At 58.3% G+C, this 21,913-nt stretch carries 23 protein-coding genes and 2 tRNA genes; 19 read left to right on the forward strand and 6 right to left on the reverse strand.

Annotated features, from left to right (window positions below; genetic code table 11):
- Positions 1–727: 727 nt before the first annotated feature.
- From PL599_RS20585 to PL599_RS20610, 6 genes are all read left to right on the forward strand, one after another.
- Positions 728–1,564: an EamA family transporter gene (locus tag PL599_RS20585; protein ID WP_269824278.1), complete on the forward strand. Its 837-nt coding sequence runs from the start codon at positions 728–730 to the stop codon at positions 1,562–1,564.
- Positions 1,565–1,816: 252 nt separating this feature from the next.
- Complete coding sequence (rplM, locus tag PL599_RS20590) at positions 1,817–2,281, forward strand: 50S ribosomal protein L13 (RefSeq protein ID WP_077982462.1); 465 nt, start codon at positions 1,817–1,819, stop codon at positions 2,279–2,281.
- A 2-nt stretch (positions 2,282–2,283) separates the two neighbouring features.
- A complete protein-coding gene (rpsI, locus tag PL599_RS20595; RefSeq protein WP_003521540.1) occupies positions 2,284–2,751 on the forward strand; it encodes a 30S ribosomal protein S9 in 468 nt (155 codons plus the stop codon).
- Positions 2,752–2,883: 132 nt separating this feature from the next.
- A complete protein-coding gene (gene speB, locus PL599_RS20600; protein WP_077982463.1) occupies positions 2,884–3,837 on the forward strand; it encodes an agmatinase in 954 nt (317 codons plus the stop codon).
- 70 nt (positions 3,838–3,907) lie between these two features.
- On the forward strand, positions 3,908–4,840 hold the full coding sequence (gene argC, locus PL599_RS20605) for an N-acetyl-gamma-glutamyl-phosphate reductase (protein ID WP_269824277.1): 933 nt from the start codon (positions 3,908–3,910) through the stop codon (positions 4,838–4,840).
- The gene (locus PL599_RS20610) at positions 4,837–5,682 is read left to right on the forward strand and encodes an aminoglycoside phosphotransferase family protein (protein ID WP_269824276.1); all 846 of its coding nucleotides are present in this window, start codon (positions 4,837–4,839) and stop codon (positions 5,680–5,682) included. Before argC ends, PL599_RS20610 begins: the two co-directional genes overlap by 4 nt.
- Positions 5,683–5,688: 6 nt before the next feature.
- Here the strand turns inward: PL599_RS20610 and PL599_RS20615 are convergent, their stop codons facing one another.
- A complete protein-coding gene (locus PL599_RS20615) occupies positions 5,689–6,792 on the reverse strand; it encodes a COX15/CtaA family protein (RefSeq protein WP_269824286.1) in 1,104 nt (367 codons plus the stop codon).
- 141 nt (positions 6,793–6,933) lie between these two features.
- Between PL599_RS20615 and PL599_RS20620 the strand changes: the two genes are divergently transcribed.
- Both PL599_RS20620 and uppA read left to right on the forward strand, forming a co-directional pair.
- Complete coding sequence (locus PL599_RS20620; protein ID WP_020811154.1) at positions 6,934–7,146, forward strand: DUF2842 domain-containing protein; 213 nt, start codon at positions 6,934–6,936, stop codon at positions 7,144–7,146.
- A 97-nt stretch (positions 7,147–7,243) separates the two neighbouring features.
- Positions 7,244–8,470, forward strand: coding sequence for a polysaccharide biosynthesis GNAT family N-acetyltransferase UppA (gene uppA, locus PL599_RS20625; protein WP_269824275.1), 1,227 nt, complete (start codon positions 7,244–7,246; stop codon positions 8,468–8,470).
- Between the two features lie 28 nt (positions 8,471–8,498).
- On the opposite strand, the gene uppB is transcribed toward uppA, so the two are convergent.
- On the reverse strand, positions 8,499–10,769 hold the full coding sequence (gene uppB, locus PL599_RS20630) for a polysaccharide biosynthesis protein UppB (RefSeq protein ID WP_269824274.1): 2,271 nt from the start codon (positions 10,767–10,769) through the stop codon (positions 8,499–8,501).
- Between the two features lie 210 nt (positions 10,770–10,979).
- Here uppB and uppC point away from each other — a divergent pair, with 210 nt between their 5' ends.
- From uppC to PL599_RS20660, 6 genes are all read left to right on the forward strand, one after another.
- Positions 10,980–11,552 carry a polysaccharide export protein UppC gene (uppC, locus tag PL599_RS20635; RefSeq protein WP_271359850.1) on the forward strand — a complete coding sequence of 191 codons (573 nt, stop codon included), beginning with the start codon at positions 10,980–10,982 and terminating at the stop codon, positions 11,550–11,552.
- 16 nt (positions 11,553–11,568) lie between these two features.
- Positions 11,569–12,711 (forward strand): polysaccharide biosynthesis type 4 glycosyltransferase UppD, encoded by a 1,143-nt coding sequence (gene uppD / locus PL599_RS20640; RefSeq protein ID WP_269824272.1) that lies wholly within the window; start codon positions 11,569–11,571, stop codon positions 12,709–12,711.
- Positions 12,712–12,934: 223 nt separating this feature from the next.
- Complete coding sequence (uppE, locus tag PL599_RS20645; protein ID WP_269824271.1) at positions 12,935–14,488, forward strand: polysaccharide biosynthesis glycosyltransferase UppE; 1,554 nt, start codon at positions 12,935–12,937, stop codon at positions 14,486–14,488.
- Entirely contained in the window at positions 14,485–15,726 is a 1,242-nt protein-coding gene (gene uppF, locus PL599_RS20650; protein WP_077982473.1) for a polysaccharide biosynthesis O-antigen ligase family protein UppF, read from the forward strand. The genes uppE and uppF overlap by 4 nt, the downstream gene beginning before the upstream one ends.
- Before the next feature lie 77 nt (positions 15,727–15,803).
- Positions 15,804–15,953 carry a hypothetical protein gene (locus PL599_RS20655; protein WP_003521552.1) on the forward strand — a complete coding sequence of 50 codons (150 nt, stop codon included), beginning with the start codon at positions 15,804–15,806 and terminating at the stop codon, positions 15,951–15,953.
- Positions 15,954–16,125: 172 nt separating this feature from the next.
- Positions 16,126–16,779, forward strand: a complete 654-nt coding sequence (locus PL599_RS20660; protein ID WP_269824270.1) for a hypothetical protein — start codon at positions 16,126–16,128, stop codon at positions 16,777–16,779.
- Positions 16,780–16,838: 59 nt separating this feature from the next.
- On the opposite strand, the gene PL599_RS20665 is transcribed toward PL599_RS20660, so the two are convergent.
- Positions 16,839–17,375: a DUF1269 domain-containing protein gene (locus tag PL599_RS20665; protein ID WP_142912597.1), complete on the reverse strand. Its 537-nt coding sequence runs from the start codon at positions 17,373–17,375 to the stop codon at positions 16,839–16,841.
- A gap of 216 nt (positions 17,376–17,591) precedes the next feature.
- Between PL599_RS20665 and PL599_RS20670 the strand changes: the two genes are divergently transcribed.
- The 3 genes from PL599_RS20670 to PL599_RS20680 all read left to right on the forward strand — a co-directional run bounded on the left by PL599_RS20670 (position 17,592) and on the right by PL599_RS20680 (position 18,493).
- A tRNA-Pro gene (locus tag PL599_RS20670) sits at positions 17,592–17,668 on the forward strand.
- A 138-nt stretch (positions 17,669–17,806) separates the two neighbouring features.
- A complete protein-coding gene (locus tag PL599_RS20675; RefSeq protein ID WP_077982477.1) occupies positions 17,807–18,067 on the forward strand; it encodes a hypothetical protein in 261 nt (86 codons plus the stop codon).
- A 222-nt stretch (positions 18,068–18,289) separates the two neighbouring features.
- Positions 18,290–18,493 carry a hypothetical protein gene (locus PL599_RS20680; protein WP_269824269.1) on the forward strand — a complete coding sequence of 68 codons (204 nt, stop codon included), beginning with the start codon at positions 18,290–18,292 and terminating at the stop codon, positions 18,491–18,493.
- A 304-nt stretch (positions 18,494–18,797) separates the two neighbouring features.
- Here PL599_RS20680 and PL599_RS20685 read toward each other — a convergent pair whose 3' ends face one another.
- Positions 18,798–19,352, reverse strand: coding sequence for a dual specificity protein phosphatase family protein (locus PL599_RS20685; protein ID WP_269824285.1), 555 nt, complete (start codon positions 19,350–19,352; stop codon positions 18,798–18,800).
- 138 nt (positions 19,353–19,490) lie between these two features.
- Positions 19,491–20,078: a YqaA family protein gene (locus PL599_RS20690; protein ID WP_077982480.1), complete on the reverse strand. Its 588-nt coding sequence runs from the start codon at positions 20,076–20,078 to the stop codon at positions 19,491–19,493.
- Between the two features lie 521 nt (positions 20,079–20,599).
- Between PL599_RS20690 and PL599_RS20695 the strand changes: the two genes are divergently transcribed.
- On the forward strand, positions 20,600–21,244 hold the full coding sequence (locus PL599_RS20695) for an exopolysaccharide biosynthesis protein (RefSeq protein ID WP_077982481.1): 645 nt from the start codon (positions 20,600–20,602) through the stop codon (positions 21,242–21,244).
- A gap of 3 nt (positions 21,245–21,247) precedes the next feature.
- Here PL599_RS20695 and PL599_RS20700 read toward each other — a convergent pair whose 3' ends face one another.
- Positions 21,248–21,526 carry a hypothetical protein gene (locus PL599_RS20700; RefSeq protein WP_173988834.1) on the reverse strand — a complete coding sequence of 93 codons (279 nt, stop codon included), beginning with the start codon at positions 21,524–21,526 and terminating at the stop codon, positions 21,248–21,250.
- A 176-nt stretch (positions 21,527–21,702) separates the two neighbouring features.
- Between PL599_RS20700 and PL599_RS20705 the strand changes: the two genes are divergently transcribed.
- A tRNA-Asn gene (locus PL599_RS20705) sits at positions 21,703–21,777 on the forward strand.
- The last annotated feature ends 136 nt before the right edge of the window (positions 21,778–21,913 follow it).

A 21,913-nucleotide genomic window follows, 5' to 3' on the forward strand; every position in this document is an offset into this window, starting at 1 on the left:
TCTGTTTGACCGCCATTACCGCAGACTCCATGTCGCGAAGAGGCGCTTTTTTCGTTCACGCAAAATGATTTCACCAAACGCCAGAACGCCAGTTTTATTGACTATTCTTGCCCAGTTTTCGAAATGACGCGAATTGTCGCAAATGCGGGCTTAAACAACATTAGCGTGAAATTCATGCGCCCTTCGTCTCCTGTTTGTTTTCATTCCGTTCGCAAGAAAATTAGACATATCTAATTTTCAAAAAGTTATTCAGTAAATCAATCCTTATTCGAACCTGCAACGTTACAGAGCCTGATTCAGGAGAGATTTGAAATTTTTTTTCATGCTCGCCTCCCCCCGATTGATACAGTTAGAGCCCGAGGAGCCGTCGGATATCCATCAGGATATTTGACAAAACAGGTAGTATTTTAAGCGAAAATTGATCCCGACGCGAAACTAGAAGCTGTGCATGCGACGCTCCTACCTCCATCTGGCGGATGAAATTGTGAGCAGAAGGCCATATCGCCACGACGCAAAATCATTCCACTGATCCGTGACATGCACAAAGCATAAAGTTTACGCGCGTCGCAGTATCCGCCGCAATCACAGGCTATTTGCGGACGGCTCCACCGCGCAAAACGTGTACGCGAACAATTGGGAAAGGCTTGCCGCGCGTAGCGAAAATCGATTCCGGTTTTCAAACCGATGCTGTAGGTTGCCCAAAGTAGCCCGCGAGCGAGTCTCTATTGTGACATTTGACATTCTTCTTCTGGTGCTCATGGGCGCGATGCTGCATGCCGGATGGAATGCGCTGGTCAAAGCCGGATCCGACAAATCGCTGGACGCCTCGCTGATCGCGGCTGGCGCTGCGGCCTGTTCGCTGCCGTTTCTACCTTTCCTGCCATTTCCAGCTCCGGTCGCCATTCCTTTCCTGATCGCTTCGGCCGTTCTGCAATTCGCCTATTTCCGGCTTGTCGCCGCCGCCTATACGATCGGCGACATCGGCCTTGTCTACCCCGTCATGCGCGGCGTGGCGCCCCTGATCGTCGCTGCGACGAGCAGTCTGTTCCTGAGCGAGATTTTGAGCCCGGTGGCGCTTGCCGGCATCGCCGTCATCTCAGTCGGCATCCTGACGCTCGCTTTCGAGGCGCGGCGCGGCGGCGCAAAGGCGATCATGGTCGCCCTGCTCAACGCCTTCGTGATCGCATCCTACACCTTCGTCGACGGTGTCGGCGCAAGGCTTTCCGGCAACGCCATCTCCTATACGCTGTGGATGTCGCTTCTGCCGCCCGTGCTGCTTTTCGGCTTTGCCCTTTACCGGCGCGGTGTGGGCCCGGTCGCAAACCATGCCCGGCGCAACTGGCGGCGCGGACTGATCGGCGGCGGCGGCTCCATTCTCTCTTACGGACTGGCGCTCTACGCCATGACCAAGGCGCCTGTCGCGGTCGTCGCGGCGCTCCGGGAAACCTCCATTCTCTTTGCACTGGTGATCTCCGTGGTGATCCTGAAGGAACGCGCCAGCGTCTGGCGTTATCTTGCCGGAGGCATCATTGCAGCAGGCGTTCTGGTGATGCGACTGGGGTAAAACGGCCCCGCTTGATGAGGTAAAATAATACCCCATTATCAAGTCATTGTTTTTTCTATCTTATTTTTACGGCCTCCAAAATCCGTCATATTGACGCTTTCGTTCGCGCACCGTATAAGCGCGCCAGATCGGATTCCAGCCGGAATTGGGTCATTTGCGGTTGTCTTTCACGGCAACCAAACCAAGCAACAAGAAACGCCCGTATGCTCTTCATGCAAGAGGATGACGGGTCCACGTTAGAAAGTGAAATTCATGTCTACTTTCGTTCAGAAGCCCGCTGAGGTGGAGAAGAAGTGGGTCATCATCGACGCCGAAGGCCTCGTTGTTGGTCGCCTCGCCACCATCGTTGCAACCCGCCTGCGCGGCAAGCACAAGGCTACCTACACCCCCCACGTTGATGATGGCGACAACGTCATCGTTATCAATGCGGAAAAGGTTGCCCTCACCGGCAAGAAGTATTCCGACAAGAAGTACTACTGGCACACCGGTCATCCGGGTGGCATCAAGGAGCGTACGGCTCGCCAGATCATCGAAGGCCGCTTCCCGGAGCGCGTCGTTGAAAAGGCCGTCGAGCGCATGATCCCGCGCGGCCCGCTCGGCCGTCGCCAGATGAAGAACCTGCGCGTTTACGCCGGCTCGAACCATCCGCACGAAGCACAGCAGCCCACCGTTCTCGACGTGGCCGCGCTTAACAAGAAGAACGTAAGGAGCGCCTGATAATGGCCGATCTTTCCTCTCTGAAAGACCTCGCCCCGGCATCGGAAGCTTCGGCTCCCGTGCATGTCCGCAAGGTTGACACCCTCGGCCGCTCCTACGCGACCGGCAAGCGCAAGAACGCCGTAGCCCGCGTATGGGTCAAGGCCGGTTCTGGCAAGATCATCATCAACGGCCGCGATTTCACCACGTATTTCGCCCGTCCGGTTCTGCAGATGATCCTTCAGCAGCCGATCGTCGCCGCTGCCCGCACGGGTCAGTTCGACATCATCGCCACCGTTGCCGGTGGTGGTCTGTCCGGTCAGGCCGGCGCCGTTCGTCACGGTCTGTCCAAGGCCCTCACCTACTTCGAACCGGGCCTGCGCTCCGTTCTGAAGAAGGGTGGCTTCCTGACCCGCGACAGCCGCGTTGTCGAGCGTAAGAAGTACGGTAAGGCCAAGGCCCGCCGTTCGTTCCAGTTCTCCAAGCGCTAATCGCTTCTCAGAACGGTTCGTTCAGAACTTCGAAAGGCGGGGCTTCGGCTCCGCCTTTTTTTTCATAATCGCCTCCCTTGTTTTTTTAGCAGGAAGACAGCAACCTCGGCGCAAATCGCAATGGGGTGATCAATGCCGTCCAAAACCATCGACCATGCCTTCACCGCAACGACCCTGACATCGGCCGCCACCGACCCGACCCATGCGGGCGTCCTCTCCTTCATGCGGCGCAAATATACCAAGAACCTCAAGGGTGTATCGACGGCCATCTGGGGCATTCCTTTCGACGCTGCCACCTCCAATCGGCCGGGCGCCCGTTTCGGGCCGCAGGCGATCCGCCGGGCTTCAGCGATCTTCGACAATGATCCACAATATCCTTTCGCGCGTGATCTTTTTGCCCAAATGCCGACCATAGATTACGGCGACTGTCTGCTCGATTACGGCAATCACTGGAAGACACCTGATACGATCGAAAAGGAAGCGCGAAAGATCATCTCCAAGACAGATTATCTGCTGACGCTCGGCGGCGATCATTTCATTACCTGGCCGCTTTTGAAGGCGCATGTCGCGAAGCACGGCCCGCTGGCGCTGGTGCAGTTCGACGCACATCAGGACACCTGGTTCGACGACGGCAAGCGCATCGACCACGGCTCCTTCGTGGCGCGCGCCGTGCGCGACGGGCTGATCGACCCCGACCGCTCGATCCAGATCGGCATCCGCACCCATGCGCCCGACGATTTCGGCATTCGCATTCTCCATGGTTATGAGGTGGAGGAAATGCGGGCAAGCGATATCGCCTCGCTGATCGTCAAGCACACGGCCGGCATGCCCGCTTATCTGACCTTCGATATCGATTGCCTCGATCCCGCATTTGCGCCGGGAACAGGCACGCCAGTCGCTGGCGGGCCGACCAGTGCGAAAATTCTCTCCGTTTTGCGCGGGCTTGGACAGCTCGATATTCGCGGCTCGGACGTGGTGGAGGTCGCGCCCGCCTACGACCATGCGGATATTACCGCCATTGCCGGAGCGACCGTTGCAATGTATATGCTTGGCCTGCGTGCCGAACGGCTGGCGAAGGCTGGCTGACAAAGATAACGGCGCTTGCCAAACTGATTCCGAATACCCTCGCAACACTCTGAAAAGTCAGGACAAGGACATGACAGCGAAGATCTTCATCGATGGCGAACACGGCACCACGGGTCTGCAGATCCGCACGCGCCTTGCCGGTCGCCGCGATATCGAGCTGCTGTCCATACCCGAGGCCGAGCGCCGCAATGCGGCGATGCGCGAGGATATGCTCAACAATGCCGACATTTCGATCCTCTGCCTGCCGGACGATGCTTCCCGCGAAGCGGTCTCGATGGTGGCCGGCAATAACAATGTCCGCATTATCGATACCTCGACCGCCTATCGTGTCCATCAGGACTGGGCCTATGGGTTTGCCGAAATGGATAAGGAACAGGGCGAGAAGGTTCGTTCCGCCCGCCTCGTCGCCAATCCGGGCTGCTATCCGACCGGCGCGATCGCCCTTCTGCGCCCGCTGCGCGCCGCAGGCCTCCTGCCTGACGGTTATCCGGTCAGCGTCAATGCGGTTTCCGGTTATACCGGCGGCGGCAAGCAGATGATCGCGCAGATGGAAGACCAGAGCCGCGATGACGCCATCAGCGCCAATAATTTCCTCTATGGCCTGACGCTCAAGCACAAGCACGTGCCGGAAATGACCATTCACGGCCAGCTCGACCGCGCACCGCTGTTTGCACCCTCCGTCGGACGTTTCCCGCAGGGCATGATCGTGCAGGTTCCGCTGTTTGCTGCGGACCTTGCGGAAGGCACGACCACTGAAACCATCCATGTGGCTCTCTCCGCCCATTATGCGGGTCAGGACATCGTCAGCGTCGTGCCGCTTACCGAAAGCAAGGGGCTTTCCCGCATCGATGCGGAAGAACTGGCGGGCAAGGACACGATGAAGCTCTTCGTCTTCGGTACGCCGGGCGGTGAGCATATCAATCTCGTGGCGCTGCTCGACAATCTCGGCAAGGGCGCATCGGGTGCAGCCGTGCAAAACATGGAGTTGATGCTCTCGGCATGAGCAGCAATACGCCGTCTTTTCCGGCCTCGTGGAATATCGAGGCCGCAAAACGCATCGCCGATACACCGGCCGGCGTCGTTTACGAACTGACGCGCAAGGACGGCTCCCTTGCCATTGCCAAGGTTCTGAAAAAGAAGGTACTGAAAGACAGCCTTCGCGGCGCGGATTTCATCGCATGGCGTGCGGGGATCGGCTGCGTCGAACTGCTCGACCGTTCCGACCCTATTCTGCTGATGGAACATGCTGGCAAGGAGACCCTTCGCGACGTGCTGTTTCGCGACGGCAACGACAATTCCGCGACGGAAATCGCCGCTGAGGTTCTGCTCAGATATCACCAGCCATCCGCACAGCCGCCGCCGTCCAGCCTGCTGACGCTGCCGCTCTATTTCGAAAGCCTGTTCCGCAAGGCCGAACAGGATCGTTCCGACGGCGTCGACAGCCCCTTTGTCGCGGCAGCAAGGCTTGCGCAGACGCTGATCGACCAGCAGCGGGATATCAAGCCGCTGCATGGCGACCTGCACCATGAGAATATCATGCACAGCGATCGCGGCTGGATCATCATCGACCCGGCCGGCCTGATTGGCGATGCGGCCCTCGATGTCGCCAATATGTTCTCCAACCCACTCGACCGTTTCGACCTTACCCGCAGCGAGGCGCGTATCGCCTCAATGGCAGCGATTTTTGCGAAGGCCCTGCAACGGGACGAAAAGCTATTGCTGCAATATGCTTTCGCTTATGGCTGCCTTTCCGCTGCGTGGCACGAAGAGGACGGCAATGCGGAAGAGCGCGACAACGAACTCGCCGTCGCGGCCGCCATCAAAACGGTGCTCGGGCAGTTCTAAGCCGCCTCAGTCCCTGACTTCGACCGCAACGGGGGCCGGATATTCGCCAATGAAACCGCGCCAGTGGGCGACGGCGAAACCCAGCACAATCAGCGCCATGCCCTGATGGGCGAGCGCCACATGAATATCCACGTGCATGAGCAGCGTGGTGATGCCGAGCCCCGCCTGAATGGAGACGAGCACGAAGAACAGCACCGCCCGGCGGGCGTGTGGCGTACTGGGCAAGGCGCGGGCCATCGACACCATATGCCAAAGCGTGGCGGCAAACAGCGTATAGGCGCCGAGGCGGTGGACGAATTGCACCGTCTTGGGGTTCTCGAAGAGGTTGATCCACCAGGGTTGTTGCAGGAAGAGATCGCCCGGCACCAGTGAGCCGTCCATTAGCGGCCAGGTATTGTAGGAAAGGCCGGCATTCAGCCCCGCCACCAATGCGCCGAGATAGATCTGGAAGAGACAGAGCACAGTCAGCAGCGCGGCAAAGCCCCTGCCCGTCTTTTCATCGGCGGCGTCGGGCGAGTGGTGCGACAGGCCGCGCAATATCCACATGCAGCCGGCAAAGATGAGGCAGGCAATGGTCAGATGCGTAGCAAGCCTATATTGCGAGACATCTGTGCGGTTGACGAGGCCTGACGATACCATCCACCAGCCGATGAAGCCCTGAAAACCGCCAAGCGCCAGAAGGCCAACGAGCGGCAGGCGCAGGCGCTTTTCGACGCGGCCGGTCAGCCAGAAGAAGGCGAGCGGCAAAGCGAAGATGAGGCCGATGGTGCGGGCAAGCAGGCGATGCGCCCATTCCCACCAGAAAATCGTCTTGAACTCGTCGAGCGACATACCCTTGTTGATTTCCTGATATTGGGGAATGCGCTTGTAGAGCTGGAATTCCTCTTCCCATTCGGCGACGGAAAGCGGCGGAATGGCGCCATGGATCGGCTTCCATTCGGTAATCGACAGGCCGGATTCGGTAAGCCGCGTGGCGCCGCCGACGAGGACCAGACAGAAGAGCGTGAAGAGCACGACGCGAAGCCAGATGCGCAGCAGGCGGCGGTTCTTCCCCTGTTTCTGCAGGGCAGCCTCCACCACCATGTCCGCAGAACCATTTGCCATCGTCATGCCGCTCGAACGCATCTTTCAGGTCTCCCTCATACAGTCATGTTGATTAGCCCCAACCGGCACCACAAAACAAGGCCTCAGGGTTTGCGGCATCCGGTCGCGGCGGTATAGTCGGTCAGTTGTTCAATCACGGAAGATTTCATGCACCCTCGCCTCAGATCGCTCATCGGCACTATCGTCATCATCTGCCTCGTCGTCGTTTACGCCGTGGTAGCGACGGCCATTGCATCGGCGGCGCTGGCGCAATCGCCCTGGTGGGTGCATCTCGCTTATTTCGTGCTGACCGGAATCCTGTGGGTTCTGCCGGCGATGCTGATCATCAAATGGATGGCCGGACCCAAAAAACAGGGTTAAGCGCCGGCCATTGCATGACACCCTGAGGTCGCAATTTTATAAACCGATTGTTTGCCGCTCAGCGATATAGTCCGACCGAAACAACCGGAGAGAGTGGATGGCGGCTGAGGGGCCGGTCTTTATCAGCGACGAGCAAGCGCCGACCGCCGTGCAAAACGAGCGGCGGGGTGCTGATCGTCTGTTGATTGATCTGGTCGATGACGCCTCCACCATCCGCGTCGACTGGGAGCGGCTGGAAAACGATCCGCTCAATTCGCCGCATCAGAGTTTCGGCTGGTGCTCCATCTGGGCACAAACGCAGGATAGCGCGCTCCTTACGCTTCGCGGCCGGCAACGCGGCAAGACGATCTTTCTGCTGCCTCTCGAAATCGTAGTGGAAGGCGGCGTTCGCAAGGCGCGTTTTCCCGGCGGCCGTTTCAACAATATCAATACGGGGCTTTTCGACCCCTCCTTTGCCGGACAGGCCGGACAGGAAATCGCGGCGGCGATTGCCCGGGAGGCGCGGAAGCTGTTGCATGGTCGAGCCGATATTCTGGCTTTGCAGAACATACCGCTGAGGTGGCGCGACAGGACCAATCCCCTCTCGCATCTTGCTTCCGTCGAGAACCAGAATCCGGCCTTCCAGCTTCCCCTGCTCGAAAGTTTCGAGGCCACGCTTCGGCAGGTCAATGCCAAGAGGCGACGAAAGAAATTCCGTATCCAGAGCCGAAGGGCCGAGGAAATGGGCGGCTACAGCCATGTGATCGCGCAATCGTCACAGGAAAAATGCGAAATGTTGCAGGCGTTTTTCCGCCAAAAGGCCGCCCGTTTCGCCTCGCAGGGCATTCCGGATGTGTTTCGCGATCAATCGGTGAAGGATTTCTTCTACGATCTCGCCAATTTCCCACAGACAGGCACGGACAGCCTGCTGGAGCTGCACGCCATTCGCCTGCATGGCGAAAACGAGGGCGTCATCGCCGCGATAGCCGGCCTTTCACGCAAGCAGGATCACATCATCTGCCAGTTCGGTTCGATCGATGAATCCGTTTCGGAACTCAGCCCCGGTGAATTGCTGTTCTGGTTGATGATCGAAAGGGCCTGCCGCGAAAAGGCGGCAATCTTCGATTTCGGCGTCGGCGACCAGCTCTACAAGCGCAGTTGGTGCCCGCTTTTCACCGTGCAGCACGATATATTCCTGCCGGTGACGTTGAAGGGTCGCGTTGCGGCCTCGGCCTATGTCGCCATCGCCCGGACGAAGAGCCTGATCAAATCCAATCCGGCGCTTTATGCGTTGATACAGCGGTTTCGCGCCGGACGGCCGAAGATGGACAGCGCCGCCGACTGAGTTGCCGGCGCTGTAGGTATGCGGCGCCTCAGGCCGCGCTCAGATGGTCCGGCTTGCGCATGCCGGTAAGCGGCAGCGCCTGTCCATAACCCTCGGCAACCAGTTCACCGAGCGTCTTTTCCAACAATTCGCTATCCTTGCCCGGAACCGAGACGATAATTTCCGCCGGCAGGTTGCGCAGCATTTTCCCGAGGCTCGAGATCTGTACCGCGCCGCACTCGACGAGGACGGTATCATAAGCGTCGGAGAGCGCGCCGAGGATCATCGTCAGACGGTCAATCGCACGCATGGCCTCGCGCGGCTGCGCATTGCCACGCGGCACAATATGGGCGTCGGACAGGCGGTCGCCGTGAATGGTTTCACCAAAGGCGGCCGCGCCCGCCAGAAGGTCCATCACACCGGGAAGTCCAGCCTCCGGCGCCATCAATCGCGTCGGACAGGCTGACGCCGTCATGTCGACGAGAACGACCGAACGACCCATTTCGGACAGAGCACGCGCCAGCATGACGGTCGTGGTCGAACCGCTATCACCGGCCGGAGACACGATCGCGGCGACCGGCTTGGCAAGGCGGGTAGCCAGGAAACCTGCAACGGCGCTAATGGAGAAGTCGTCATTGGCGTCGACCTCCTCCTCCACTGCCTCCTCTTTCGCGGCCGTGACATCCTCCACCGGCAAGGCCGGTATGGCGGCCGCAGCGGCGGCGGCCGGTACACGCCGTTCTTCCTCTTCGGCAACGGGCTGGTATGCGGCGACCGGCATGGCTCGCACAGCAGGCTGAATGGCTTCATGGCGCGCGACTACAGGCTGTTCCGACACGTCCGTCGTTTTGTCCGGATCGGCTGGGGAACGGGAAGGAGAAGGCGGATCGGAGAGCGGCGGAACTTGGTTCCTGCCCAACGGCTTCAAGGCCCGGCCGGTGAAAAGCTCCACCAGCATGACGACGATGCAGGACAGTAGAAAGGCCGCCAACGTCACGACGATGGTGATGGCGCCGGTCTTCGGGAAATAGGGTTCGCGCGGTTCCACCGCCGTCGAGATGACGCGCGCATCGGCCGGCGTGGAATCCACCGAACCGGCGCGCGAAGTCGCTTCGCGGTAACGGGCAAGATAGGTTTCCAGAAGCTGCCTTTGCGCAGAAGCTTCCCGCTCCAGATCGTTGAGACCAACCTGCTGTTCGCCGGCACGAACGCTTTCCGATTTCAGCATGTTCAGCTGCTGAACCAGTTGCCGTTCCCGCAGACGCGAAACATTGGCCTCGTTTTCGAGACTTGCCAGCACCTTGCGGGTTTCTTCCTGAATCTGCCGCTGTATGCCGTCAAGCTGATTGCGCAGCGCACGGATGCGCGGATGGCCTTCCAGCATCGAAGACGAGAGATCGGAAATCTGGCTGCGGATCGTCGTCTCGTTTTCCTTCAGCCTCTGGATCGTCGGGGAACCAACGACATCGGGGAAAGTATCAAGCGGACGGCCGTTAGCAAGCGCGCTGCGCACGCCTTCCGCCCGCGCTTCCGCATTGGCGCGCTCGCCACGGATACGGCCAAGTTCGGTGGAGATATCGCTGAGCTGGCGGGTGGCAAGCGTTTCGCCCTGCCCCGCCGAGAGAAGATCGGCGGAGGCGCGGTAATCCGCAACCTTCCTGTCGGCCTCGCGCACCTTTTCGCGCAGATTGGCGATTTCCGGCTCCAGCCAGCGCGCCGCTTCCGTGCTTGTATCCAGCTTTGCGCCGCTTTGCAGGGCGATATAGGCCTTCATCATCGCATTGGGGATGGCGGCGGCGAGCTTCGGGTCCTGCGAGGAAAACTCGACAGTGATGACGCGCGAACTTTCGACCTGATAGACCTGCAGCTTTTCCCGGAAGGCCGTCAGCACCCGCTCCTCGGGCAACACCTGAAGCGGGTCCTTCTTGACGCCGACGGCGACCAGCAGCTGCGAGATGAGCGAAGGATGGGCCTCCGGATCGAACTCATCAAGCTCATAAAGCTTCATGTCTTTCGCGACCTGTTTGATGAGATCGACCGATTGCAGGATCTGCACCTGGCTGGAAACGGTCAATTCATCAAGAACCGGCTCGGCGGGCGCATTGGACTGCTGCGAGGCGCCGAAGGAGGCCGTGCGGGATTCGATGAGCACGCGCGCCTCGCCCTTATAGGCGGGCGACATCATGCTTGAGATCACGAAGGCGGTGCCTCCGGCCAGAAGCGTGATCGCCGCGATCCGCCCCTTGCGCTGCCATATGGCTGCGACAAGCTGCGCAAGATCGATATCCACATCCCTGTCGTCAATGCGATCGCCGTTCATGCAGGCTCCGTAACCGAGACAAACCTCGGGCGTTCAAATATAGATGGTCAATTTTCGCGAAGCTTAAGTCTTGCGGGTAACACAACAGTTAATCCCGGAGAATCCGACGAAATAAAGCCGATATTACCATCGCTCGCGCCGGCTGTTTACCGCACATTAACCCTAACAGAACGATAAGAATGATCAAAGATCGACTCGGAGCCAGATGAGATGCCGCTCGCCGGATCACGACATGTCACCGCACTGACGCTCGCCGTTTTGACGGCCCTTTCCGGCTGCACGGCATATCAACCCGCGCCGAGGTCCTTTAACGAGGCTGCGCTGCAACCCTATCATGTCGATAGCGGCGACAGGCTGCGCATCAACGTGTTCGAGCAGGCCGGGCTGACCAACACCTATACGGTCGACCAGGCCGGTTATGTCGCCTTCCCGCTCGTCGGTCAGGTTCCCGCACGCGGCAAGACGCTGCCGCAGCTCGAAGCCGCCATAGCCGCCAAATTGCGGCAGGGTTACCTTCGCGATCCAGACGTGACGATCGAGATCGACCGTTATCGCCCGGTCTTCATCATGGGCGAAGTCGGTCGTCCCGGCCAATATTCCTATGTGCCGGGCATGACCGCGCAAAACGCCATAGCCATTGCCGGCGGCTTTACTCCGCGCGCCAATCAGGCCGATGTCGACATTACCCGCAAGATCAACGCCGAGGTGATGACCGGCCGGATCGGGATCACCGCGCCCATTCTGGCGGGTGATACCGTCTATGTGCGTGAACGCTTCTTCTAAGAACGGAGTGGCGCACGTGTTGGATGACGGCCCTCCCTTGCGTATCATTCATTGCTTCCGCTCCCCGGTGGGCGGTGTTTTCCGCCATGTGCGCGACCTCATCGAAGAACATGTGAAGCAGGGCCACAAGGTTGGCATCGTTTGCGACAGTTCCACCGGCGGCGCGCATGAGGAGCGGCTCTTCGCACAGATCACCCCGATGCTGGAACTCGGCCTCACCCGCCTGCCCATCAGGCGGTCCATCAGCCCCGGCGACCTCATGGCGCTGTGGAAATCCTACAAGCACATCAAAAGTTTGCGGCCGGACATTCTGCACGGACACAGCGCCAAGGGTGGCGCTCTTGCCCGGCTGATCGGCTCACTCCTGCGGGCGAACAGGTATCGCGTAGCCCGCCTCTATTCACCGCATGGCGGCAGCCTGCATTACGCCAGAAACAGCCTCAAAGGGCAGCTCTTCCTGCGGCTGGAGCGGTTCCAGGAACATTTCACCGATGCGCTCTGTTTCGTCTGCAATTTCGAGCAGGCGACGTATGAAGCCAAGGTCGGCAGGCCGCGCACCCGCACCGCGATGATCTATAACGGCGTTCAGGAAAGCGAGTTCGAAACCGTACCCGCGCGCGAAGACGCAGCCCGTTTTCTCTATATCGGCATGTTGCGCGATCTCAAGGGGCCGGATGTCTTCATCACGGCATTTGCAAAGATGGAACGCAGTCTCGGCAAGCCCATGTCCGGCGTGATTGTCGGCGACGGACCGGACAGGGACAAATATGCGGCGATGATCGACAAGGCTGGGCTTTCCCGGCGTATTTCCATGCATGCGGCCATGCCCGCCAGACAGGCCTTCGAACTGGCGACGACGGTGGTGGTGCCTTCGCGCGCCGAAGCCATGCCCTATATCGTGCTGGAAGCGCTTGCGTCGGGAAAGACGGTCATTGCCTCACATGTCGGTGGCATTCCCGAAGTCCTCGGAGAAGACAGCGAAGCGCTCGTACCGGCTGGTGACGCCGACGCGCTGGCGCGGATCATGGTCAAGGATGCCGAGGACGCCGACTGGGCGCAGCGGATCATGCCTCGTCCCGACAGCTTCAAAGCGAAATTTTCAACCCCGGTCATGGCGGATGAGATGATGAAACTCTATCGCGGCCTGTTATCCACCTGATAGTCATTTCAAAAACACGATTTTTAATTGTATATTCCGGCCATCCTGTAGAAAATCATCATAAACGTTTCTTAGCATGTTTCGGCTAGTTTCCTGCTCGTAGAGCGCGTGCGCCCATTCGGATGCATAAAAGGCGCTCTGCCACTTTGAGGTTGCGCATCGTTCCGTTCGAAAATTCAATGCGATTTTCAGGCCGATGTGCTGGAGGGTGCGGACCAAGGCAATGACCAAGACTGACAAGGACAGAATGCAATTCGATCTGGCGTCATTGCGCAAGAAACTCTCTGACCATGAAGCCGGCGGGTCTTCGGCGTCCGAAACGGTCGTTCTCAATCCGCTTGCACGGCAGATCGCCAACCAGCTTCGCGCCGGCAACCATTCGCCCAATATGGTGATCGGGCAATTGCGGCTTCTGGAATTCACGATGCTCGTCGTCATCGCCGCCATCGTCAACGGCATCGCGGCCGATCGCGGTCTCGAAACCTTTCTGTCGGTTTTCGGCGGCGGCGTATTGGGGGCGGCGCTCTGCGTGTTTCTGTTGCAGGCCGGTGACTGCTATCAGCTTCCGACGCTGCGCACGCCGCTGAAGATGTTCGCCCGCATTCAGGGCGCGGTGTGCCTCTCCTTCGTGGGAATTGCCTGTTTCCTTCTCCTTTTCTTTCCCGATGCGCTGCATTCCTGGCAAGCCTTTGGCGTCTGGTATGCAACGGCTGCGGTCGCGATCTTCGCCGGGCGGATGATCCTCGGTTTCGCCATTCGTCATTGGGGCCGCAACGGCGTCATGGAACGCCGCGCCGTCATCGTTGGCGGCGGCGATACCGCCAAGGACCTTATCCGCTCGCTGGAGCAGCAGTCCGACAACGATATACGCATCTGCGGCATCTTCGACGACCGGAAAAGCGCCCGCTCCCCCGAAGTTGTCGCCGGTTATCCCAAACTCGGAACCTTTGCGGAGCTGGTGGAGTTCGCCCGCCTGACGAAGCTGGACATGCTGATCATCGCCCTGCCGCTCAGCGCCGAGGCGCGCATTCTCCAGCTTCTGCGCAAACTTTGGGTGCTGCCGGTCGATATCCGCATTGCGGCGCATGCCAATAAATTGCGTTTCCGCCCCCGTGCCTATTCCCATGTCGGCAAGGTGCCAATGCTCGATGTGTTCGACAAGCCGATCCGCGACTGGGATTCGGTGGCGAAACGGGTGTTCGACATCACCTTCAGCCTCATCGGCATCGCCCTCTTATGGCCGGTGATGGTGGGGGCGGGAATTGCCGTGAAAACCACCTCGAAAGGCCCGATCCTCTTCAAGCAGAAGCGCCACGGCTTCAACAATGAGACGATCAATGTCTGGAAGTTCCGTTCCATGTATACGGAGCTCGCCGACCCGACCGCGAAAAAGGCCGTGACAAAGAACGACCCGCGCGTGACGCCCGTCGGCCGCTTCCTGCGCAAATCCTCGATGGACGAATTGCCGCAGCTTTTCAACGTTCTTTACGGCGATCTTTCGCTCGTCGGGCCGCGCCCGCATGCCGTTCACGCCCAGACGGGCGACTTGAAATATACCGAGGTGGTGGAGCACTATTTCGCACGCCACAAGGTCAAGCCCGGCGTCACCGGCTGGGCGCAGATCAACGGCTGGCGCGGCGAGATCGACCATGGCGACAAGATCAAGTTCCGGACCGAATATGATCTCTATTACATCGAGAACTGGTCGCTGTTTCTCGATTTGAAGATTCTGTTCCTCACGCCGATACGGCTGCTGAAATCGGAAAACGCCTATTGACCCACACCGGTTACCAGCACGCGGCGGGTTTTGACGCACCTTTGGCCACCATGCGGCTCATCGGTGCGTTCTTCATCGCGTTTGGCGTGTTCCTTTCCGGCTTCGTCATCTCCGAGCCGGCGCCTTATGAGTTGATGATGGTGGGACAGGTGGCGCTCTGGTTCCTGCTCGGCCTTCGCCTTTCGCGCACCGTCGTCCTGCTTCTGTGCCTGCTGCTTGCCTTCAATGTCGGCGGTTATCTTTCGCTCACCACCATGGCCGATCTGGATGAAGGACCGCTTTATCTCGCCGTCTCGACCTTTCTGGCGCTGACATCGGTTTTTTACGCGGCGATCATCGAGGACAAATATCAGCGGCTGCTTTTGATTTTCCGGGCCTGGCTTGCAGCGGCGCTGATCACCGCCCTGCTCGGCATCATCGGATATTTCCACGCCATTCCGGGTTTCGAGGTCTTCACCCTCTACGACCGCGCCAAGGGCGCATTTCAGGACCCGAATGTTTTCGGCCCCTTTCTGGTGACCCCGTCGCTTTATCTGATCTACGGCCTCCTCACCGGCAAGGCGATGCATGCGCCTTTACGGATCGTCGGGCTACTCATCCTGTCGCTCGGCATTTTTCTGTCATTCTCGCGCGCGGCCTGGGGCTTGTTTCTGTTTTCCACCATCCTCCTCGTTTTCGTCATGCTGCTGAAAGAACGAACGGCCGCCTTCCGTCTGAAGATACTCGTGTTGTTTCTCGTCGCCGCGGGCCTCATGGTCGCGGCTATTATCATTGCGCTGCAGTTCAAACAGGTGGCCGATCTGTTCCTTAGCCGCGCCTCTGCGGTGCAATCCTATGATGGTGGGCATCTCGGCCGTTTTGCCCGCCACTATCTCGGCTTCCTGCTCGCAATGGATCATCCCCTCGGCATTGGCCCGATGGTGTTCGACAATATCTTTCCCGCTGCCGAACATAATATCTGGCTGAAGAGCCTGACGACGCATGGCTGGTTCGGCTTCGTGATCTATCTCGTGTTGATCTGCTGGACCGTTGCCGCCGGTTTCAGGCATCTGCTGCGGCCACGCCCCTGGCAGCCGTTCCTCATCATTTCCTGGGTTACTTTCGTGGGACATGTGATGATCGGCGCCGTCATCGATACCGACCACTGGCGGCATTTCTTCCTGCTGCTCGGCATATTGTGGGGGTGCATGGCGCTGGAAAAACGTGAAAGCCTGCGCCGCCGCGCACGCGCCGCGTAAAGACCTACCCTTACGGAACCTTACACCATTTCATGCGTTTAGCCCCCGATTCCGATTGTCAAAAGGGGAGACATCTTATGACGCAGACCAATAATCTCTATCTCATTATCGGCGCCCTCATCGTGGTCATTGCCGGTCTCGGCATCTATGTCTGGCACGAGGAGAGCAAGCCGAAGGGAATCGAGATGAACATCGGCCCGAACGGCGTCTCCGTTCAGGAGAACTGATCCGCAAGCGTCGCGCAAAGTCCGGCCATTAAGACCGAGTGCATCCCAAGCCGAACGCGGCCGGGATTCGCCCGGTCTTCTTATGAGAGGAGACGAAAGGCGGGATCGATGCCCGCCGAGCCGGTTCGGTACGAATGATGCGTATCGCCCGATCAAGGAAACAGCTAGCGCAATGGTCTCCTCCATCGACCTGTCCACACGCCTCACCGCAACCAGAATGGCCCTCAAGGCCATCAAGGAGCAGGAAGACAATCCCGCCGTCACGTCCTCATCCTCCACTCGGACGTCTCTGCTCGGTTCCTACGGGCTCGACACCACCAACTCCTCCTCGTCCACCAATACCAGGCTCACGCAGCTTCTGGCGCAATATGCCCAGACCTCGAACGAGGATACGCAGACCGACGACACGGATACCCGGCTTTCTTCCGGCGATATTACCAAGGCCGATTTCATGAAGGCGCTGAAGGAGACGCTGGAAGAACTGACCGCGGATCCGGACAAGGCTTCGCAGGCAAAGGCCATGCTGGAGGCTTTGACGGCCGGCACGCTGACCATCTCCGATCCCGCCGAAGGCGCGCAGGTCAAAGCCTGGGACGTGGCCGCAGATACAAAAAACACTTCCGGCCCTGCTATGAATATCGCCGTGACGGGATGGAGCGACTTTCTGAAAGACCATCTCAAACGCGACGGCTCGACCTATGCGAGAAGCGAAACCGGCGCCTATGTCGATACCATCTCTGGCGACAACGCGTTTTTCGGCAGCGTCGGCAGCCGCTATTATTATCTCACCTGGCCACAGGCGAAAAACGGCACTTTGACCGTGTAAGCCGCATTCCCGGATGGCTGCGACATGGAACATGCCGCAGCCTCGCTTTCAACGCCCGTTCAGGCGGCAGGCGCGGCAGCCGGTTCGGCTCCGCCGGAAAGCGCCTTTTGTAACTGCGCTTCCTGCGCCGGCGACAGCGACGTCTTGATGACACGTCCGCGCAGACCTTCGAATTCCGCCAGTACCTTTTCCGGCTGCACCTTGCGGATCAGCACGAACAGCGCCGAAGAACCATTGGGAATGGTCTCGCCGAGCGATTTGATGAAATCGTCATCGATACCGAAATCCGTCAGCGAACCCGCAAGAGCGCCCGTGCCCGCACCGATCGCGCCGCCGATGGCAAATCCCGCCAGCGGGTTGAGGAACAGCAGGCCGACAAGGCCGCCCCAGAGGCCGCCGGACAGGAAACCGGAGCTTGCACCTATCGCCGTCAGATTGACGCTCTGCTTCAGATGCACCTTGCCGTCTTCATCGCGAACGACAACCACGGCATCTTCCAGATCGACCAGATATTCCTTTTTCAGGCCAGCAAGCTTCAGAAGCACCCTGTCGGCCACTTCCGTTCCGTCAAAACCAACAACGACAAGTTCAGACATAGTTCGTCTCCCTGAGTTTCAATTCCGCTGCGATTGAACGCCGAAGCGGGCGGCTTGTTCCGGCAATGATGGAAAGAGGATGTGTCATGCGTTTGACGACCGCCCGTCCGGACTGCTTCAGCCCTTCTACCATCCACATCCTTTGCTCCTTTTTTTATGAAAAGACCATTTTCCGCTTGCGCCCTAACAGGCTTATATATAAACGGCTTTCAGGTTCGGAGCGTAGCGCAGCCCGGTAGCGCACTTGACTGGGGGTCAAGGGGTCGTGGGTTCGAATCCCGCCGCTCCGACCATTAAAATCAGATAGATAGCCAGTTCCCCCAGAGCTGGCTATATTTGTTTCAGCCATCTGGTAACCCGCGCCATGCGCGAATTTAAAAGACCGGATTCGGCTATACATTTGTCCAGGCCTGAGAATGAGGTGCGCCGAGATGGCCAAAAAAACGAAAATAGAACACTCGGAATTCTCGGGCGAGTTTGAAGACGACGGCGTCACGGTTTTGGTTGATATCTACCGGCCCGCCGGCACCCAGCAGGATTGGACGCTCGAAGTCATCAGCGAGCATGACGATGTCACCACCTGGGACGAACCCTTCGCGACCGATAAAGATGCCTGGGAAGAATTCCTGGCAACGTGTGAGAAGGACGGAATTCGCAGCTTTCTGGATGGCGAGGATCCGTCCATCCACTAACGTTCGAATGCTCGACGCCGGACCGTTGGGGGTCCGGGGCAAAATCCCGTACTGCGACCATTGTGGTGAGGGAGAACATTCTCCGCATAGTTTTTGAAAATACAGTCTTCACTGTAAAGCCGCCGACCACCGAAAGGCAATCCCTACTGCCTTGTCGACTCTCCGTTGTTGACTCCTCGCTAAAACTAGAACATTTAGTGAACAAAAGAGAGGTCATCCGATATGTCCAACGCTGGAAAAATCACCCCCATACGGCCTGACGACATAGCGGGCTATGTCATCCAGTGTCACGACGGCAATGCGAAAGCGGCTGTCGAAGCCCTTCTCGGCGAAATCGAGCATCTACAGGAACAGCTTTCCCTGGCGGTCGCCATTATGGGAAAGGGATATACGCGCGGATGGACGCCGGATATCGGACGCGATTAGAATCGTCTTCGCCAGCCTCTTTTGGACGCGACGATACATGCGGCGAGCTCGAGCATTTCCCGTAAAAGTGCGAAGCGGTTTTACGTCCGGAAATGCGTGAAAACAAAAAGGGAGAGCACGTCCACAGATTCCGCTTAAACCGGACGTGCTCTGGGGGACGATTGGACCTAAGGCGTCGCGCCCCCGCCATTTTGTCCCGATGCTGCCGAGGCGAAGGGATGAGTCATAGGCTGCTTAATAACTGACCGGAGACCGGAAACAGGCGGCCCGGCATCCTTGCCTGCGTCGCCTGCCAATAACACATTCAATATTCGTTAGAGGCGATGGCGAAATCGTCGACGATGGGCATCTTTTCCGCGTTTTCCCAGGTCCGGTCCATGGCGTAGGTTTGCGAGAGATAGGGAATGCCGATATGGCCGAAGCGGAAGGAAAGCTGGCTTTCCGCCTGTTCCTCGTCAAGCTTTGCCACGCGGCTGAGATAGAGCGCGGTGGCGAGGCCTGTCCTGTCCGCACCGGCCTTGCAATGAATGAGAATGGGCTTCGGCGCATCGCGCATGATGGCGACCAGTTCGTTGACCCTGTTCATATCGAGCTCCTGGCTTGCCGACATGCCGAAATCGATATGATTAAGTCCGAGATCGCGGGCGGTTTCGACCTCATCGCGATACCAGGCCTTGGATTCGTTCGCGCCGCGCAGATTGATGACCGTCCTGATACCGTGATCTTTGGTATAGCGGACGAGCTGCTCATTGCTCGGCTGATTGGAGCGATAAAGCTGCCCTGCGACAACCTCGTGAAAATTGCCCATGAGCTGAATGGCGTAGAGATAACAGCCTGCCGCGAGCACAACAAAACCCATGCCCCAAAGCGAGCACTTCCAGAATCTTCGCATAATAAAACGGTTCCCCTATTCGACGAGAGAACCGATACAGGTGGATTCTGACAGTAAGCTGAAAGTTCTGCGACAGTATTGTAAGAGTAGAAAAATTGCGCTTGATCAACGCACGAAAACGTAAACTGCATAGACCGCGATGAGTGCGGCGGCCGCCGCCGCAGTGATGGCGCCAAGGCGTTTCTCAATAAAATGACGTACCGATTCCCCGTATTTCTGCAGCAATCCGGCAAGGATGAAAAAGCGCGCGCCGCGCGTGACGACGGCAGAAAGAATGAACAGGCCAAGGCTGATATTGGCCGCGCCGGAAAGGATCGTCACGACCTTGATCGGCGGCAGATGCGCGAGCCCCGATGTCACCAGCAGGAGAACGATGGTTTCGTAGTCCACCGAGTTCTTCAGATGCTCGAAGCTGTCGAGCTTGCCGTAAAATTCGAGAATGGGCCGGGCGATGCTCTCAAAGGCATAATGACCGAGGAACCAGCCGGCGATACCGCCGAGAACCGAGGCGACAGTTGCCACGAGCGCATAAAACATCGCCTTTTTCGGCTTTGCCAGCACCATGGGCAGGAAAAGCACATCCGCAGGCACGACGAAGACGGAGCTCTCCACGAAAGCCACGATTGCCAGCCACCACACGGCGGTTTTGCGCGCGGCGAGCGCCATCGTCCAGGCATAGATGTTTTTCAGCATGTGGTTTCTCCGGGAAGAGTGTTGCGGAGTGAAGGCAGGCAGGAGCCAAGGCATATCGGCAGTTATTGATGCGGTTTACCGACAGCTGCCGGAGGGCGGAGAACCGAACCCTGAATGAGGATTAGAGACAACGCAAGAGAATGGCAAATGTTGGAAGATTTATTTTTGCATCGCAAAAAATCATAAAGACGCGCATTTCCGGCCTATTCCGAAGGCCGGTTGTTGCAATGCAAAATTTCACCCTGCGGTAGATTAACTCGCCTTTTTGCTGTAGAATAAGAGGTGGAGGAAAGAGGAGGAAGTTATCATGGACTATGTAAACTTCGTTACATCGATCAATCCGGTCATACTTGTCATTCTGCTGGTCGTTCTTCTTGCAGGCGCATACAGCAGCTGGGTTTCGCACTAAACAGGGCGAAACCGCACGACCAAATGTGAAGAGGCTCGTTTCTATCAGCGATAGGCATCGGGCCGGATGAATGGTATCAATCCCGGAGTTAAATCAACTTCCGGGACGACGCATGACGAACGAATTCGCATTCACTGATACGTCTGAAAAGCTCAGCACGACGCTTGAGAAGCTGATAGGAAAATTGCAGGGCCAGACGATCACTTTGCGCGAGTTGATGGAAGCGATCGGCGAACAGGGCCTGTTGCTCATCTGCGCTATCGCTTCCCTGCCCTTTCTCATTCCGGTTTCCATTCCCGGCGTCAGCACCGTCTTTGGCGCGGCGATCATCCTTGTCAGCCTGGCAATTACCCTCAACCGCCTGCCATGGCTGCCGGCGAAAATCCTTGACCGGAAGATGGAGACGGCAAAGCTCGTCCCGGCACTTCAAAAAGGTATCGCCATTGTCTCCAAGCTCGATGCTTTCATCCGCCCGCGCATTCCCGCGCTGACGACGGGCATCATCGCCAACCGGATCAACGGACTTGCGCTGATGACGGCGGGCGTATTGCTGATGATGCCGCTTGGCTTCATTCCTTTCTCCAACACCCTTCCAGGCGTTGCGATCCTGCTTTTTTCGGCCGGGATGATTCAGCGGGATGGCGTCACCGTGCTTGGCGGCTATCTTTTCCTGGGACTGACATCGATTTATTTCGCGGCGCTCGCCTATGCGGCGCTGTGGGCCGGCCAAGGGATCAGCAGCTCCATCGGCGCATAAGACCTAGTGCCGACCGTTATTGCGAGTGTCGCGGCGGTTCTGTCGCGACGCCCACCACACCGCCATCCGTCGCCGCCGGCGGCGAACCGCAGGGAGATCGTGCGAAAGCACAATGAGCCCAAGCGGTATCATCCAGAATCCGAGAACGGGCAGGAAACCCAGCGTTCCGCCCACCACCAGCGCCGAGCCCGTCGCAATCCTGCCAACGCGGGAACGCGGCATGGCAAGGCTCCATTTTCCGACATGGAGGCGCTGTGTTCTGTGGTCGATTCCAAATTTCATTCCATCCTGCCCTTTAACATCTGGCCTGTGGATATTTTTTTCATCGGCGATAAGCCCGGAAAATCGGGACTCTGACGAGATAAAACAAGAGGAATGCGTTTTTTTTGAAAAAACCGCTTGGCAAATCGGAAAAGCATTTGTATTACCCCGCTCACACCGCGCCAAGCGGTGGACGTTCCCTGGTAGCTCAGCGGTAGAGCATTCGACTGTTAATCGACAGGTCGCCGGTTCGAATCCGGCCCGGGGAGCCATTTATTCTTGCAAGCGCATGATTTGCTTGAAGATTTTGATACCTCTGAAAAATTCCCCACTTTCTCTCCCCGCTTTTGGCGCGATTTATTTTGTGGATAAGCTCGCGTTATTAAACGAGTTGTGACTTGTGTTGTT

This window comes from Agrobacterium sp. ST15.16.055 (genome assembly GCF_027956555.1).
Classification (GTDB): Bacteria; Pseudomonadota; Alphaproteobacteria; order Rhizobiales; family Rhizobiaceae; genus Agrobacterium; species Agrobacterium salinitolerans.

Bases quoted from the DNA above. Each gene is read 5' to 3' on its own strand.
- PL599_RS20695 (WP_077982481.1), top strand. From the start codon at position 20,600: ATGACGAACGAATTCGCATTCACTGATACGTCTGAAAAGCTCAGCACG.
- PL599_RS20610 (WP_269824276.1), top strand. From the start codon at position 4,837: ATGAGCAGCAATACGCCGTCTTTTCCGGCCTCGTGGAATATCGAGGCC.
- PL599_RS20620 (WP_020811154.1), top strand. From the start codon at position 6,934: ATGCACCCTCGCCTCAGATCGCTCATCGGCACTATCGTCATCATCTGC.
- PL599_RS20660 (WP_269824270.1), top strand. From the start codon at position 16,126: ATGGTCTCCTCCATCGACCTGTCCACACGCCTCACCGCAACCAGAATG.
- uppC (WP_271359850.1), top strand. From the start codon at position 10,980: ATGCCGCTCGCCGGATCACGACATGTCACCGCACTGACGCTCGCCGTT.
- rpsI (WP_003521540.1), top strand. From the start codon at position 2,284: ATGGCCGATCTTTCCTCTCTGAAAGACCTCGCCCCGGCATCGGAAGCT.
- rplM (WP_077982462.1), top strand. From the start codon at position 1,817: ATGTCTACTTTCGTTCAGAAGCCCGCTGAGGTGGAGAAGAAGTGGGTC.
- PL599_RS20665 (WP_142912597.1), bottom strand. From the start codon at position 17,375: ATGTCTGAACTTGTCGTTGTTGGTTTTGACGGAACGGAAGTGGCCGAC.
- PL599_RS20685 (WP_269824285.1), bottom strand. From the start codon at position 19,352: ATGGGTTTTGTTGTGCTCGCGGCAGGCTGTTATCTCTACGCCATTCAG.
- PL599_RS20690 (WP_077982480.1), bottom strand. From the start codon at position 20,078: ATGCTGAAAAACATCTATGCCTGGACGATGGCGCTCGCCGCGCGCAAA.
- PL599_RS20615 (WP_269824286.1), bottom strand. From the start codon at position 6,792: ATGACGATGGCAAATGGTTCTGCGGACATGGTGGTGGAGGCTGCCCTG.
- PL599_RS20655 (WP_003521552.1), top strand. From the start codon at position 15,804: ATGACGCAGACCAATAATCTCTATCTCATTATCGGCGCCCTCATCGTG.
- speB (WP_077982463.1), top strand. From the start codon at position 2,884: ATGCCGTCCAAAACCATCGACCATGCCTTCACCGCAACGACCCTGACA.
- PL599_RS20700 (WP_173988834.1), bottom strand. From the start codon at position 21,526: ATGAAATTTGGAATCGACCACAGAACACAGCGCCTCCATGTCGGAAAA.
- uppB (WP_269824274.1), bottom strand. From the start codon at position 10,769: ATGAACGGCGATCGCATTGACGACAGGGATGTGGATATCGATCTTGCG.
- PL599_RS20675 (WP_077982477.1), top strand. From the start codon at position 17,807: ATGGCCAAAAAAACGAAAATAGAACACTCGGAATTCTCGGGCGAGTTT.
- PL599_RS20680 (WP_269824269.1), top strand. From the start codon at position 18,290: ATGTCCAACGCTGGAAAAATCACCCCCATACGGCCTGACGACATAGCG.
- uppE (WP_269824271.1), top strand. From the start codon at position 12,935: ATGACCAAGACTGACAAGGACAGAATGCAATTCGATCTGGCGTCATTG.
- argC (WP_269824277.1), top strand. From the start codon at position 3,908: ATGACAGCGAAGATCTTCATCGATGGCGAACACGGCACCACGGGTCTG.
- uppA (WP_269824275.1), top strand. From the start codon at position 7,244: ATGGCGGCTGAGGGGCCGGTCTTTATCAGCGACGAGCAAGCGCCGACC.